Annotated in this window: 14 protein-coding genes and 1 pseudogene; 8 read left to right on the forward strand and 7 right to left on the reverse strand. The window is 56.7% G+C overall.

All coding sequences use genetic code 11. From position 1 onward, the window contains the following. Together CU103_RS17150 and CU103_RS17160 are read left to right on the forward strand one after the other, a co-directional pair. A pseudogene (locus tag CU103_RS17150) lies at positions 1–200 on the forward strand (polyphosphate kinase 2); the annotation flags it as partial. 486 nt (positions 201–686) lie between these two features. Continuing rightward, positions 687–1,193: a BA14K family protein gene (locus CU103_RS17160; protein WP_106665272.1), complete on the forward strand. Its 507-nt coding sequence runs from the start codon at positions 687–689 to the stop codon at positions 1,191–1,193. A gap of 197 nt (positions 1,194–1,390) precedes the next feature. Here CU103_RS17160 and CU103_RS17165 read toward each other — a convergent pair whose 3' ends face one another. Beyond that, positions 1,391–2,395 (reverse strand): methyltransferase, encoded by a 1,005-nt coding sequence (locus CU103_RS17165; protein ID WP_106665273.1) that lies wholly within the window; start codon positions 2,393–2,395, stop codon positions 1,391–1,393. A gap of 894 nt (positions 2,396–3,289) precedes the next feature. On the opposite strand from CU103_RS17165, the gene CU103_RS17170 reads away from it, so the two are divergent. After that, the gene (locus CU103_RS17170) at positions 3,290–3,649 is read left to right on the forward strand and encodes a hypothetical protein (protein WP_106665274.1); all 360 of its coding nucleotides are present in this window, start codon (positions 3,290–3,292) and stop codon (positions 3,647–3,649) included. Here the strand turns inward: CU103_RS17170 and kynA are convergent. The 3 genes from kynA to CU103_RS17185 are packed head-to-tail and all read right to left on the reverse strand — an operon-like array spanning position 3,646 to position 6,491. After that, complete coding sequence (kynA, locus tag CU103_RS17175) at positions 3,646–4,485, reverse strand: tryptophan 2,3-dioxygenase (RefSeq protein ID WP_106665275.1); 840 nt, start codon at positions 4,483–4,485, stop codon at positions 3,646–3,648. The two genes, CU103_RS17170 and kynA, sit on opposite strands and share 4 nt — an antisense overlap. Further along, positions 4,482–5,729 carry a kynureninase gene (kynU, locus tag CU103_RS17180; protein ID WP_106665276.1) on the reverse strand — a complete coding sequence of 416 codons (1,248 nt, stop codon included), beginning with the start codon at positions 5,727–5,729 and terminating at the stop codon, positions 4,482–4,484. Before kynU ends, kynA begins: the two co-directional genes overlap by 4 nt. Before the next feature lie 18 nt (positions 5,730–5,747). Next, complete coding sequence (locus tag CU103_RS17185; RefSeq protein ID WP_106665277.1) at positions 5,748–6,491, reverse strand: GntR family transcriptional regulator; 744 nt, start codon at positions 6,489–6,491, stop codon at positions 5,748–5,750. 115 nt (positions 6,492–6,606) lie between these two features. Here CU103_RS17185 and CU103_RS17190 point away from each other — a divergent pair, with 115 nt between their 5' ends. The 4 genes from CU103_RS17190 to CU103_RS17205 all read left to right on the forward strand — a co-directional run bounded on the left by CU103_RS17190 (position 6,607) and on the right by CU103_RS17205 (position 10,254). After that, positions 6,607–7,581, forward strand: coding sequence for an ABC transporter substrate-binding protein (locus CU103_RS17190; protein WP_106665278.1), 975 nt, complete (start codon positions 6,607–6,609; stop codon positions 7,579–7,581). Between the two features lie 113 nt (positions 7,582–7,694). Further along, entirely contained in the window at positions 7,695–8,477 is a 783-nt protein-coding gene (locus CU103_RS17195) for an ABC transporter ATP-binding protein (protein ID WP_106665486.1), read from the forward strand. Between the two features lie 4 nt (positions 8,478–8,481). Next, the gene (locus tag CU103_RS17200) at positions 8,482–9,393 is read left to right on the forward strand and encodes an ABC transporter permease (protein ID WP_106665279.1); all 912 of its coding nucleotides are present in this window, start codon (positions 8,482–8,484) and stop codon (positions 9,391–9,393) included. Positions 9,394–9,420: 27 nt separating this feature from the next. Then, positions 9,421–10,254 (forward strand): alpha/beta hydrolase, encoded by an 834-nt coding sequence (locus CU103_RS17205; RefSeq protein ID WP_106665280.1) that lies wholly within the window; start codon positions 9,421–9,423, stop codon positions 10,252–10,254. An 87-nt stretch (positions 10,255–10,341) separates the two neighbouring features. Here CU103_RS17205 and CU103_RS17210 read toward each other — a convergent pair whose 3' ends face one another. The 3 genes from CU103_RS17210 to CU103_RS17220 all read right to left on the reverse strand — a co-directional run bounded on the left by CU103_RS17210 (position 10,342) and on the right by CU103_RS17220 (position 12,453). Beyond that, positions 10,342–10,602, reverse strand: a complete 261-nt coding sequence (locus tag CU103_RS17210) for a helix-turn-helix domain-containing protein (RefSeq protein ID WP_106665281.1) — start codon at positions 10,600–10,602, stop codon at positions 10,342–10,344. A gap of 485 nt (positions 10,603–11,087) precedes the next feature. Next, entirely contained in the window at positions 11,088–11,729 is a 642-nt protein-coding gene (locus CU103_RS17215; protein ID WP_106665282.1) for a 3-oxoacid CoA-transferase subunit B, read from the reverse strand. Position 11,730: 1 nt separating this feature from the next. Next, entirely contained in the window at positions 11,731–12,453 is a 723-nt protein-coding gene (locus CU103_RS17220; protein WP_210203778.1) for a CoA transferase subunit A, read from the reverse strand. Between the two features lie 80 nt (positions 12,454–12,533). Here CU103_RS17220 and CU103_RS17225 point away from each other — a divergent pair, with 80 nt between their 5' ends. Continuing rightward, positions 12,534–13,121 carry a helix-turn-helix transcriptional regulator gene (locus CU103_RS17225; RefSeq protein WP_146147810.1) on the forward strand — a complete coding sequence of 196 codons (588 nt, stop codon included), beginning with the start codon at positions 12,534–12,536 and terminating at the stop codon, positions 13,119–13,121. Positions 13,122–13,123 lie beyond the last annotated feature (2 nt).

The following is a 13,123-nucleotide window of genomic DNA, read 5'->3' on the forward strand; positions in this document are numbered from 1 at the left end:
ATATTCCCGAAGCACCGTGGTATATCGTCGAGGGCAATGACAAGAAGCGGGCCCGCCTGAATTGCATGGATCATCTCCTGCAACAAATTCCCTATGAGGATGTTCCACACGAGGACATCACGCTGCCGCAGCGGGTGTTCAATCCAGATTATGAGCGAAAGGTCCTGCCGCCGGAACTCTACGTCCCCTCAAAATACTGATCGGGTTGGGAAACAGGCGGCCGAAGAACAAATGATCATCGCTGTACCGGATCAATTATCTCCGTTGGCGCGAACGGAAAATAAGTCCCTCTTATGCCGCAGAGGTGAGCTGTTTCGGCTCGAATTCAACTGGCGCATGCGTCCGAAGATCAATATGTGGGGCGGTGCCATAATCGCAGCATTAGCGGACTTTCTCGCGTGCATCAAAGTCCGGTGTTGGCCCAAAGCGGCCTCACCTGCAGAAGGACCGCACCGGATGGAAAGAGGGCCAACGATACGAGCGTTCGCAATCAACAGAATGCGTTTTTCGCGCGCGGCGATGCGACACCGCGAATGGGCCATTTTTGAAAGAAAGCTTTCCTGGTAACGCATAATTTCTCGAGTCAAAATCGATTTTGGAGTAAAATTGCACAGAGCATTTAAAGGGCTGCAGCGTCCTTGCGCGCCGTCTTCGACGCGGAGCACTGTAGAGGAAAGGTGAGGCCAATGAAAAGGTTAGCAATCTTTGCCCTGTCGCTGGTGACGGCGCTGACGAGCGTTCCGCCGGCGATGGCGTTTCCCACCGTTGCCGTGCCGAAGATCGAAGTCCAAGAGGCGCAGCCGGTCCAGTACAGGCGTTACCGCGGCGGTTACAACCGTGGATACTGGGGCGGCTATCGGGGCTACCGCGGGCATGGACACCACAATGGTAACGACGATTGGGCATTGGCACTCGGCGGGCTCGCGGTCGGCGCAATTATCGGCGGATTGCTGGCGCAGCCGAGGTATTATGGCCCCAGCTACTACGATCAGGGCTACTACGATCAGGGCTATTACGGGCCGACCTATTACCGTCCGCGCTACTACGCGCCACGCAATTACCGCCAGGTCTATTATGGCGGCAACACACACACGCGCTGGTGCTATGCGCGCTACCGGTCCTATAGGGCTTACGACAACACGTTCCAGCCCTACTACGGTCCGCGACGGGCGTGCGTCTCCCCATACTATTGATTGCGGACGTAGTTGGCGATCCACCGGGCGCTTTTTCCGGACGCGCAGGCTATCGGATTCTTCGGCTTGTCCTCAAACGGCTGCGTCGATCGCCGCTTCTGGCGCGAACGAGACGCCAGCCGTGGTCGCCTGTCGGCCCTAAGCGGTCACTAAACTGACCCGATTTTTGCGCCGTGCAAGCCATTGAAAACGGACATTCACGGCTTCCTTGCGGAGATCAGCTGGCTGCCAGACGGCATAGTGCCGAACGTGATTTCGCCAAAGCCTGCCTCGGACAGCCAGCGAGAATATTCGCTCCGGGTATAGGATGCGCCGTCGGAATAGAGGTTCATAAAGGTCAAATTATAGAAGACGGCTTCCAGGGGAGATACTCGGTCATCGTTGAGAATGCCGACTCCACTGATGAACAGCCTGCCGCCCGAATTCAAGCTGGCATGCGCATTACGGATAGCCGCCGCCGCATCTTGGGGCGACAGAACCTGAATGACCGCCTTGAGAATGGCGAGGTCATGCGTCGTTGCCGAGGGTGCCTGGACGATGTCACCGATTTCGAATTCCATCCCATCGGCCAGCGGCTCATCTGCGAGAAGCTCTTTCGCAAGGGCGACGCTCGGTGCCAATTCCAGCAGCGTCAACCGCAGGCCCGGTTTTGTTTCGCGCAGGCCTATCAGCGAATGGCCTGGTCCGCCGCCGATATCGATGGCGGAATTTACCTCGCGAAGGTCGATCATTTCCGCAAGTCGACGGCCAAATATCAGCGCAATTGGCGCAAGACCGCGGAAGAATGCCCGCGACGACCCGGGATCGGCACAGGCGAAGTCGTGCTTTGCCGCCGGTTGACGCTGCCTGATCGACGTCGCCGTCAATAGATCGGCATGCCAGAGTTGGTCGAAAAGTTGGTGCTCGTCGCCGATATAGCCCGGTTTTCCACGCACGAGGTAGACTGCTGCCTCCAGGCTGTTGCGGAAGCCATCGTCGCGGATTTCCAGAATCCCCGTCGCGACCAATGCATAGAGCAGGCGCTCGAGACGCCGTGGATCGACGTCGAGTAGTTTGGCGACTTCGTCTGCAGAAAGCGTGGCCTCACCAAGAATGGTGAACACCCCCAGCATAACGCCAGCATGAAGCGCGAATGCCGGCGCGACAGAAGCCTGAAGCGACTGGATGAGAGTTGGTTGCGGATGCGCGTTCTCGAATGGCATCGTAATGTCCGTGGGTAGGAAATGAAGATCGGCAAACTCTATCGGTAGACATCGACCTTGTCTCGCGTTTCCTCGGCCGACAAGGAAACTGGAGCAATCGAAAAAATCACAGCCGTGCCGACCATAACGAATGGCGGCGGCCTTTCGTTGAGCGCAGTAAATGCGCCAATCGCGCCGAATATGCATTTCTGGGCGTATGTCTGAGTCCGAAGCCGGCAGCCGTGGCGAACAGCCCGAGCACAAGCAGATTGGGTCCGGCTCCATCGGTTGCATTCGATGGATCAAGAGTCGCTTCGGAGCAAATAGTCCCAACCGTGATCTGATATTTCCCTGATATTATGGTGACGGGTTACCTATCCACTCACCGACGTGAGTACCGGGGCTACGGGGACAACTTAAAATCTGATGTTTGGAAGACCAGAACTCGATCGTGAAATCGTACCAATAGCCGCTAGCAAGGCGCAAAACGGACCTCCATTCAGCGGCTAGTAGAACATCTGGCCCATTGTCCTGGCACGGAATGATGGGGTCGTTGGTTCCGCTCCCTTCAAGGCGTAGAGAGCCAAATAACGCATACGCACCCTCCAATCATCATTGTGGTCGCATTAATGACTGAGATGGGACCGAGAGCAGTCTGCTACGGGGCGCATTGAGCAAATAGCTTTCGTTCAGCAAAACCCCATTACGGTCATCAGGTCGCAACTATCTAAACGTCGGCTTTCGGCCCCATCTCGGTCATTCATGGCATTAGTTCAGTTGCCGCAATGACGGCAAGATAATGCATATCCATGGCTCATTGGAAATCTCACTTCAAATGCCCGCCTTGAAAAAGACCGGTTCGCCAATAATGTTAATAAATGGTTAACGACTGATTCTTGGATCCCAGGAGCATCTATGCCAGCCTATCAGGTCAAGTTCGCTTATCTGACGAAGTACAAACAGACACGTCATCTTTTCCACCAGCTGGTCATTGCCGAAGATGAAGCCAGCGCACTTGGGCGCGGGCGTCAGATGATGAGCAAGCGATCACCCGATGCCCGCATCGTGCATGAATCCTGCGTGCTTAGGCCCGACAGTTTCGAGGTCGAAAGCGCGGCTGCCCAGGGCTGGACCCTTAACGATAACTGGTGGTCACGGCCGATCAAGCCGGATGATGATCTGGCGGCAATCGCCAAACATGGTTTCGCCCACAGCAATCAAATTCATGCCAAATCCGCCATGGACTGCGTTGCAATCGACAACCGCGCGGCCTAAAGCTCCGTCCGCATGCTCCACAATTCCGGAAACAGCACCACTTCGAGCATTTTTCGCAAATAATTGACGCCGGATGTTCCACCCGTGCCGGTCTTGAATCCGATAATCCGCTCGACCGTCGTGACATGGTTGAAACGCCAGCGCCGGAAATAATCCTCGAAATCCACCAGCTTTTCAGCAAGTTCATACAGTGGCCAATGCGCTTGCGGATCGCGATAGATCTCCAGCCACGCATCGCGTACGCTGTCATTGGGCTGGTAGGGGAGTGAGCAGTCGCGCTCCAGCACCGATTTGTCGATTGCAAAGCCCTTGCGCGCCAAAAGCCGGATCGACTGATCGTAAATGCTTGGTGCCTGGAGGAAGGCCTTGAGCCAGGCATGGATATCCGGCTTGTGTTCGTGGGGTCGCATCATCGCCGCATTCTTGTTGCCGGCGAGGAATTCTATCGCCCGGTACTGGAATGACTGAAACCCCGACGACATGCCGAGCGCTTGGCGAAAAGTTGTGTACTCGCTTGGCGTCATGGTGCGCAACACATCCCATGCCGAGTTCAACTGGTCGAGAATGCGTGAAACGCGCGCCAGCATCTTGAAGGACGGTGCCAGATCGTCCCGGGCAATATGCTGGCAAACCGATGTGAGCTCATGAATGACCAGTCGCATCCAGATTTCCGAAGCTTGATGCTGCACGATGAACAGCATTTCATCATGGGCATTGGAAAGCGGCAATTGCGCCGTGAGGATCTTGTCGAGACGCAGATAGTCACCATAGGACATGCGTCCTTCGAACGACATCTGCGCACCTTCGCCTTGCGGATCATAGGGTGTACGGGTCATGTGACGGCTCCCCTGACCTGATATTCGGCTGCATCCCAGGCGCGCGTGGCCAGGACATCCTTCAGGATCGCCGCGGCCCCCTCCACCTCGGCAAAGCTCAAATAGAGCGGCGTCATGCCGAAACGAATAATATCGGGCGCACGGAAATCACCAATAACACCGCGGGCAATAAGTGCCTGCATGATGGCATAGCCATTATCACATGAATAGGAGACCTGGCTGCCGCGCCGGTCCGCATCGCGCGGGGTCACCAATGTCAGGTTGAATTGATCAGCGTACGCACCGACGTTTTGAATGAAGCAATCGCAAAGCGCGACGGATTTCGCGCGCACTGCGGTCATATCGACATCATCCCACACTGACATTGCCTCATCCATCGCAACCATCCCAAGGACTGGCGGCGTACCGCACAGGTATTGTTCGATGCTGCCTGATGGGGCGTAGGACGGATCAAAATCAAACGGTGCGCGATGGCCGAACCAGCCGGAGAGCGGTTGGCGGAACCCGCCCTGATGGCGCGGATTGACATATAGGAAGGCCGGCGCGCCCGGCCCGCCATTGAGATATTTATAACCGCAGCCAATGGCGAAATCGGCGTTGGCGCCGGCAAGATCGACCTGCATGGCGCCGGCCGTATGACATAGATCCCAAATGACCAGGATGCCCCTGTCATGCGCAGCCTTTGTCAGTGCCTTCATGTCATGGCGGTAGCCGGTGCGGTAGTTGACGTGCGTGAGCATTAAAACCGCCACATCTTCATCAAGCATGGCGCAAATATCAGCGGCCGTGTCCGCCAGAACCAGTTGGTGGTCCTTGCCAATTTGCTTTGCCACGCCTTCAGCAATGTAGAGGTCAGTGGGAAAGTTGTCGCCTTCAGAGATGATCTTGCTGCGGCCGGGATTGAGTTGAAGGGCGGCGGACAAGACCTTGAACAGATTGATCGAGGTACTGTCGGCTGCAACCACTGTTGCCTCTTGCGCCCCGATGAGACGCGCAATCTTGTTGCCGACCCGTTGCGGCAGATGCACCCAGTCAGCCGCATTCCAGCTGCGGATCAACTGCTCGCCCCATTCTTGGCTGATCGTCCTTGCCACCCGCTGCTTGACGGTTTTTGGCAAAGCGCCCAGCGAATTGCCGTCGAGATAGATCACACCCTCCGGCAGCTCAAACCTGTCGCGGAAGGCGCGCAGCGGATCGGTCTGGTCGGCTTGTCTGACATCGATCTTTGCAATGGTTCTTTCCATGTCGTCCCTTTTCATAAATCAGGCAGCCGCATCGATGCCGGCAATGCCACTGGCCTTGGCAAGCTTAAGAAAGGCTTCCTTGGCAAGACCCACGTGATCGAGCATCAAGGCTTCCGCCCTGACCTTGTCGCGATCGAGTGCCGCCTGCATCAGCGCTGTATGCGCATCGATGCCGAGCGCTTCGCGCGACAGAACGCCGAGTGCACCATCGCCTTTTGCCTCGGCGGCACGGTTGAGATGGTCGATGCGCAAGATGATGTATCGCCGATAGCGCTGCAGCTGCGCATTGACCTGTTGGGCAAAATTCATCATCCATATCGAAGACGCGCCGGCAATCAGCGCAAAGTGAAATTCGCTGTGGGCAGCATCCCACACATCAATGGCCGCTGATTGTGAAAACGAATTGGGGACCTGGCATTTCGACAAGCGATAATGGGCACTTACCAGGCTGGCCTCCCAGTCACGCCCGCCCTTCTCGATGGAACGCAGCAGTAACTGCGTTTCGATCGCTGATCGCGCCGATTCCAGGTCCTCCAGCTCTTCCAGCGTCATGGTCGCAACGCGAAACCCTTTGTTTGCTTCGGTCGTGACAAAGTTTTCGGCGTGAAGACGGTTCAATGCTTCCCGCACCGGGGTTGCGCTGCTGCCAAGCTCCTGCGCGAGCGCACGCAGGCGCAAGGATTGGCCCGGCCGCAATCCCCCATTGAGGATGCGCGATCGCAGCGCCGCATAGAGGCTGTCCGATTTGACCCTTTCGGCCATTGTTTTCCCTTCGGCTTCGCCGTTTTGTATTGTATATCATTTCACGTTTGTTATATTATTTTCAAGCCTCATCTCGCTCTGGGAGAAGCAAGACACAAATAAGGGAGAACAATCGATGATCGGCGCAAATTATGTAGCGCGTACAGCGCTCGCGGCAGCGCTCGGCTTGGGCCTTGGCCTTGGAGCTGCCTTTGCCGAAACCAAGATCGGCATTGCCCAGTTTGGCAAGCATCCGCAGCTGGATGAAACCGTGACAGCATTCAAGGCGGAACTCGCCAAGCTTGGCGTAGCGGACGCAGTATATGACGAATTGCAGGTCAATTTTGACGCGACGCTTATCCCGCAAATGGTCACCAAGCTTGTTTCCACCAGCCCGAAGCTCATTCTTGCCGTGACAACCCCCGTTGCGCAGGGCGCGCGGCAAATCGTCGGCAATTCCGGCACGCCGGTGGTCTTTGCGGCCGTCACCGATCCGGTCGCGGCCAAGCTGACGCCGTCATGGGAAGCGGGCGATGCCGGCATGACCGGTGCGTCCGACCTTCAGGATGTCAGCTCGGTGGTCAAGTTCGTCCGCAAGTTGCTGCCGGACGCAAAGCGCCTTGCCTATCTCTATAATCCCGGCGAGGACAATGATGTTGCCGTGTTGAAGCTGATCAAGGATGCGGCGGCGGCCGAGGGCATGGAGCTGGTTGAAGTCGGCCTCGACAACACCAACGACATTCCCATCCGTGTCAGCTCGCTCGCCGGCAAGGCCGATGTGATCTATGTGCCGGGTTCGAACCTGGTCCAGCCGGCGGTTCCGGCTGTCGCGGCTGCGGCGCTCAGCGTCAATATTCCGATCGTCAACGCCTCGGCCCAGGCCGTCCGCGATGGTCTTGTTGCCGCTGCATTCGAAGTCTCTTACACAAAGGTCGGCCAGAATGCCGCCAAGCTGGCATCAGAGATCATCGCCGGCAAGTCGCCAGCCAGCCTCGCCCCGATCAAGCCGACGTATGAAGACCATACGGCGCTGATCAATGAGGCCGTTCTGGCGAAAACCGGCCAGAAAGTGCCCGATAGCTTCAAAGATTGTGAGTGCTTCGTCAAATAAGCCTTCTCCTTTAGGACACAAACATATAGTTCCTGCCCCATCCGTGGCGCAGGAACTATTGCCACAGGGCGGCGCGTTGCCTTGGTTTTGAGGGCTTACACATGACAACCGACATGCTTTCCGTTAAGGGCGGCACCAAGATTTTTTACCGGGGCACGCAGGACGAGCGCCGGGCACTCGACGGCCTCACTATCACGCTGAAACCAGCGGATTTCTGTGTCGTGATCGGCAGCAATGGCGCAGGCAAGTCGAGTTTTCTCAATGCAGTTTCCGGCAAGATGCCGCTCGACTCGGGCCGTATCTGCATCGATGGCCAGGATGTCACCAAACTCAATGCGCATCGCCGTGCCCAGTTCATTGCCCGCGTTTTCCAGGACCCGATGATCGGCACGGCGCCAACCATGACCATCGGCGAAAACATGCTCCTGGCTGAGCTGCGGGGAAAACCGCGAGGCTTTTCCTATGGTCTTACCGCGGCGCGGCGGGCCAAATACAGCAAACAGCTGGCCGAACTCAATCTTGGGCTTGAAAAGCGGTTGGATATGGCTGTTGGACTTCTTTCGGGCGGGCAGCGCCAGTCGCTGTCGCTGGTCATGGCCGTATCAACGCAGCCCAAGCTTCTGCTGCTTGACGAGCACACGGCAGCGCTCGATCCCCGCACGGCCAGGCTTGTCATGGATACGACGGTGCGCGCGGTGGAAGAATTGCAGCTGACGACGCTGATGGTCACCCACAACATGGAACATGCGATCAAATACGGCAACAAGATCGTTATGATGGATGCGGGCAAGGTACTGGTTGAGATCGGTCAGGAGGAGAAACGCGGTATCACCGTTTCGGATCTTATTGACCGCTTCCACACCAAATCCGACGCCATCGCACTGCAGGGGAGCTGAGACCATGGACGTGTTCAATAGTTTCTATGGCCTGATTCCCGTCACCATCGCCCAGAGCCTGATCGTCTCCTTTGTGGTTCTTGGCGTCATGCTGCCGTTCCGCATCCTCAATTTCCCCGATCTGACCTCCGAAGGCGCCTTTCCGCTCGGCGGCTGCGTCTGCGGCACCTTGATCGCTGCCGGGGTTAATCCGTTTCTGGCCTGTTTCGTTGCGCTTGTGTGTGGTTTTGCAGCAGGGTGCACAACAGCTTTTATCCATTTGCGCTTCAAGATAAACACGCTGCTGGCAGGTATCCTGGTGATGACGATGCTTTACAGCATCAATTTGCGCATCATGGGCCGCACCAATATTCCACTCTTCACCTATGACACGGTCTTCACCATTGTGGCGGGTGCGTCCGCGAATTTTCCCTGGGTCAAGATTCTCATCGTCGGGCTGCTGATCGCCATCGTGGTTGCAGCGATGCTGTATTTCTTCATGTCGGAAAAGGGCACGTCCATGCGGGCCGTGGGTGCGAGCCCCGATATGGCGGAGGCACAGGGGATCAATGTCGGTACTGCAACGATCATTGGTGTCGGCGCTGCGAGCGCCCTTTCGGCCACCGGTGGCAGTATCATGGTGCAGACGCAGGGTTTTGCCGACGTCAATATGGGCTTTGGTATCCTGATCAATGGTCTTGCGGCCTTGATTATCGGTGAGGCCATCACCGGACGCCAGACGATTTTGCGCCAGGTGCTAGCCCCGGTCGTCGGCTCACTGGTCTACTATCAATTGATTTCGTTCTGTTTGACGCTCGGTCTTGCTCCTGCCGACCTGAAATTTGCAACCGGCGCCTTCGTTCTGCTGATGCTGGCCCTGCCGAACTTGCGCAAGTCGGGCGGCGGCGTAGCGATACGCGAGAAGGTCAGGGAGTAGAGTTCCCGTGCCAGGGAGGAGCAATCAATGAACGCGGATGATGCCATCGACTGGGACGACGCCTATTCAAATTTTGCCCATATTGCCGACAGTCATGCATATCCCGCCAAATGGCTGAGCCTTGCTGGGCAATTTCGTGAGGAGATGAACAGCAAAGGTCTTTTGAAAGCCGATCTCGCCTATGGTGCGCATGCGCGCAACCGGCTTGATCTGTTTATGCCGCATGGGGATTTGCACGGTCTGGCCGTCTTCGTCCACGGCGGCTACTGGATGGAGGATTTTGACAAGTCGGCCTGGTCGCATCTGGCAAAGGGTGCGCTTGCCCATGGATTTGCTGTCGCCGTCCCTTCATACGTGCTTTGTCCCGAAGTTCGCGTTAGCGATATCACGGTGCAGGTCGGCCTCGCCATCACGCGTGCGGCCAGCGAAATTGCCGGACCGATCCATCTGACGGGTCATTCGGCCGGTGGCCATCTCGTGGCCCGCATGGTGACGTCGACATCGCCTCTGGCACAGGCTGTCCGGCAACGCATACGCAAGACGGTACCGATATCACCGCTTTGCGATCTGCGTCCGTTAATGCGGACTGAAATGAACAAGACGCTGCACCTTGATGCCGTCGAGGCCCGGTTGGAGAGTCCTGCCCTTCTGGAGCCGCAGGAAGGCATTGACGTGACCGCCTGGGCCGGCGCTGCGGAGCGGCCCGAATTTGTGCGGCAAAATGCGCTCCTTGCCAATATCTGGTCAGGTTTTGATTGCCGTGTGGATGCGGTCGAGGAACCAGGCAGGAATCACGCCAATATTATCGAGGGCTTGGTCGAGCCCGATCATCCGCTGACGCGCAGGCTGCTGTGCCTTTAGTGCAGTTTAAGGGGCAAACAAAAGGCTGCCAGAGTTGGGATTTCACCCTGGCAGCCTTTTGAATACCGATTTATTAATCTAAGAATTTCAGGCGCTTAGGCGCTTCGACTCTTCAAGTATCATTGCATTGCTCGGAAGGCCGAGCGCATGGGCAATACGTTCCAGTTTGCTGGGGTCAGAATTCTGACCGCTTTCGATTGTTTCAATTTCGAGTGAAGTCAGACCGCACGCAACGGCCAGATCCTCGACGGAATATCCGAATTGTTCGCGAAATGCCCTGACAATATTTGTACCATTGGCTAGCGCCGTGGAAATTGCTTCTGGCAATGAATAGTCGCTGTTGTTCATCGCTTTGCTCCTAACGTGAAAGGTTTGGTTAACAAATCGGAAGGCCGAACTTATACGTCCATCGCGCTCGATCAAGCCTTTTATGACGCTTCACAAAAAACGTGAACGGAAAGCCCGAATGGAACCTGCCTTATTGTGGCACCAGATTTGGATACAATGTTAAAGATGCCGACTATTAACTCGACCAATTGCTGAAGAATATCAGTGGATTATTATACCACTGTGTCACTCACAACTGGCTATATATAGGAGCCAAGGCAAGAAAATGAACCCTGCCCCCAGAAAATATTTCAAAGTCATGTTTCTGGTGATTGTAACATTTGCTCCGCTTTTGTCGGGCTGCGCCCGCGTTTACTATGGTAGCTTCCGCTATGACGCAGCCTGTGTCGACCAAGACCCGCGCTATCCCGGCAGGAGCCCTGTGTGTGTCGTCGAGAGGACGAGATAGAGAACCGGTTTTCGCCCGTCCTCCATCCTTCATTGATCTAGAGCGCAACGTCGAACGAGGCCTGCGTCTTTGCCTTGATCTCATCCACCGTCACGCCCGGCGCGATCTCAATCAGCGTCATCTTTGGCTCACCGCGGCGCTCGATGGTGAAGACACCAAGATCGGTGATCACGAGGTCGGTGACGCGCTGTCCGGTCAACGGCAGCGTACATTGCTCCAACAGCTTGGCTTCGCCCTTGGCCTCATGCTCCATGACGACGACCACCTTCTTCACGCCGGCGACGAGGTCCATGGCGCCGCCCATCCCCTTGACCATCTTGCCCGGCACCATCCAGTTGGCGAGATCGCCGTTGCGGGCAACCTGCATTGCACCCAGAATGGAAAGATCGATGTGACCGCCACGAATCATGCCGAAACTGTCGGCACCAGAGAAATAGCTGGTCGTTGGCAGTTCGGTAATCGTCTGCTTGCCGGCATTGATGAGATCGGCATCTTCCTCGCCCTCATAGGGGAAAGGCCCCATGCCGAGCATGCCGTTCTCGCTCTGCAGTTGAACGCTCATTCCGCTGGGAATGTAGTTTGCCACCAGGGTCGGAATGCCAATACCCAGATTGACGTAGAAACCATCCTGTAGCTCCTTTGCAGCCCGTTCGGCCATCTGATCGCGGGTCCAGGCCATCTTACTTCACCTCACTTGCAGCGATGTTACGCGGGCGGGTCGTGCGTTGTTCGATATGCTTGACAGGATTGGGCACGTGCACGATCCGCTTGACGAAAATGCCGGGCGTATGCACGTGGTCCGGGTCGATCTTGCCCGCATCAACCAGATGCTCGACCTCCGCCACCGTGATTTTGGCGGCTGTCGCCATGATTGGATTGAAGTTGCGGGCGGTTTTCCGGTACACGAGATTGCCTTCCGTATCGCCCTTGAACGCGTGGACGATGGAAAGATCGGCAAACAGGCCGCGCTCCATCACATACGATTCGCCGTCGAACGCGCGCACGTCCTTGCCGTCGGCAATGACCGTTCCGACACCGGTCTTGGTGTAAAACGCCGGAATGCCTGCACCACCGGCGCGGATGCGCTCGGCGAGCGTGCCCTGCGGATTGAATTCCAGCTCCAGCTCGCCCGACAGATATTGCTGGGCGAACAGCTTGTTTTCGCCGACATAGGACGAGACCATCTTGCGAATCTGCCGGGTTTCCAACAGGACGCCGAGGCCAATGCCATCGACACCCGCATTGTTCGAGATGACGGTCAAATCCTTGACGCCTGAGTCGCGGATCGCGTAGATCAGCGCCTCGGGAATGCCGCACAGGCCAAAACCGCCCGCCATTATGGTCATGCCGTCGAACAGCACACCGTCAAGCGCGGCGCTTACTTTTGAATGAACTTTTCTCAAGAACAGTCTCCCATTTCTCCATCCTCTGCCATCAACGGTATGGCTTGTCTTGGCAGCACAGGTAGTCGTATTAATACTGCATGACAGCACCGGAGTTTCCCAGGTCCGACATTGCAAGTTCTGGAAGCGCTAGGCGCTTCTGGCTGACGGATCTGCCGGTGCCGATGGTCTATGCCACGCACCGTATCATACGCGACTGCAATTTCGAATTCGCGGAAGAATTCGGCTACGAACGTGATGAACTGATCGACCAGAGTTTCAGCCGCCTCTATCCAAAGGTCCGGGACTTCGTGCGCACGGGCGAGATGTGGCGGACAAACTTTGCCGGGGGCCACGTCTATTATGACGAGCGCATCATGCGCCGCCGTGATGGTTCGAGCTTCTGGTGCCGGGTGCGCGGACGCAGCCGCAACCAGGCGGATCCCTTTGCCGAAGCACTTTACTGTTTTGAGCCGATGAACCGCGCCGTTGCCGGCAATGCAAGCCTCCTCTCCGACCGGCAAAAACAGGTTCTGACCCTGGTCTCGCAGGGCAAGACCAACGCGCAGATTGCCCAGGAGATGGGCTTGTCCAAACGCACCGTTGAGGCGCACCGTGCCCGTCTCATGCGCGCCTATGGCCTGCGCAACAGTGCCGAGCTCATCGCCTGGTTCTCATCGCTGCGATAGTT

Origin of the sequence: Phyllobacterium sophorae, assembly GCF_003010965.1 — a bacterium.
GTDB lineage: Bacteria > Pseudomonadota > Alphaproteobacteria > Rhizobiales > Rhizobiaceae > Phyllobacterium > Phyllobacterium sophorae.

Excerpts from the sequence above, each read along its gene's own strand:
- CU103_RS17160 (WP_106665272.1), top strand. The coding sequence starts at position 687 with ATGAAAAGGTTAGCAATCTTTGCCCTGTCGCTGGTGACGGCGCTGACG.
- CU103_RS17165 (WP_106665273.1), bottom strand. The coding sequence starts at position 2,395 with ATGCCATTCGAGAACGCGCATCCGCAACCAACTCTCATCCAGTCGCTT.
- CU103_RS17170 (WP_106665274.1), top strand. The coding sequence starts at position 3,290 with ATGCCAGCCTATCAGGTCAAGTTCGCTTATCTGACGAAGTACAAACAG.
- kynA (WP_106665275.1), bottom strand. The coding sequence starts at position 4,485 with ATGACCCGTACACCCTATGATCCGCAAGGCGAAGGTGCGCAGATGTCG.
- kynU (WP_106665276.1), bottom strand. The coding sequence starts at position 5,729 with ATGGAAAGAACCATTGCAAAGATCGATGTCAGACAAGCCGACCAGACC.
- CU103_RS17185 (WP_106665277.1), bottom strand. The coding sequence starts at position 6,491 with ATGGCCGAAAGGGTCAAATCGGACAGCCTCTATGCGGCGCTGCGATCG.
- CU103_RS17190 (WP_106665278.1), top strand. The coding sequence starts at position 6,607 with ATGATCGGCGCAAATTATGTAGCGCGTACAGCGCTCGCGGCAGCGCTC.
- CU103_RS17195 (WP_106665486.1), top strand. The coding sequence starts at position 7,695 with ATGCTTTCCGTTAAGGGCGGCACCAAGATTTTTTACCGGGGCACGCAG.
- CU103_RS17200 (WP_106665279.1), top strand. The coding sequence starts at position 8,482 with ATGGACGTGTTCAATAGTTTCTATGGCCTGATTCCCGTCACCATCGCC.
- CU103_RS17205 (WP_106665280.1), top strand. The coding sequence starts at position 9,421 with ATGAACGCGGATGATGCCATCGACTGGGACGACGCCTATTCAAATTTT.
- CU103_RS17210 (WP_106665281.1), bottom strand. The coding sequence starts at position 10,602 with ATGAACAACAGCGACTATTCATTGCCAGAAGCAATTTCCACGGCGCTA.
- CU103_RS17215 (WP_106665282.1), bottom strand. The coding sequence starts at position 11,729 with ATGGCCTGGACCCGCGATCAGATGGCCGAACGGGCTGCAAAGGAGCTA.
- CU103_RS17225 (WP_146147810.1), top strand. The coding sequence starts at position 12,534 with ATGACAGCACCGGAGTTTCCCAGGTCCGACATTGCAAGTTCTGGAAGC.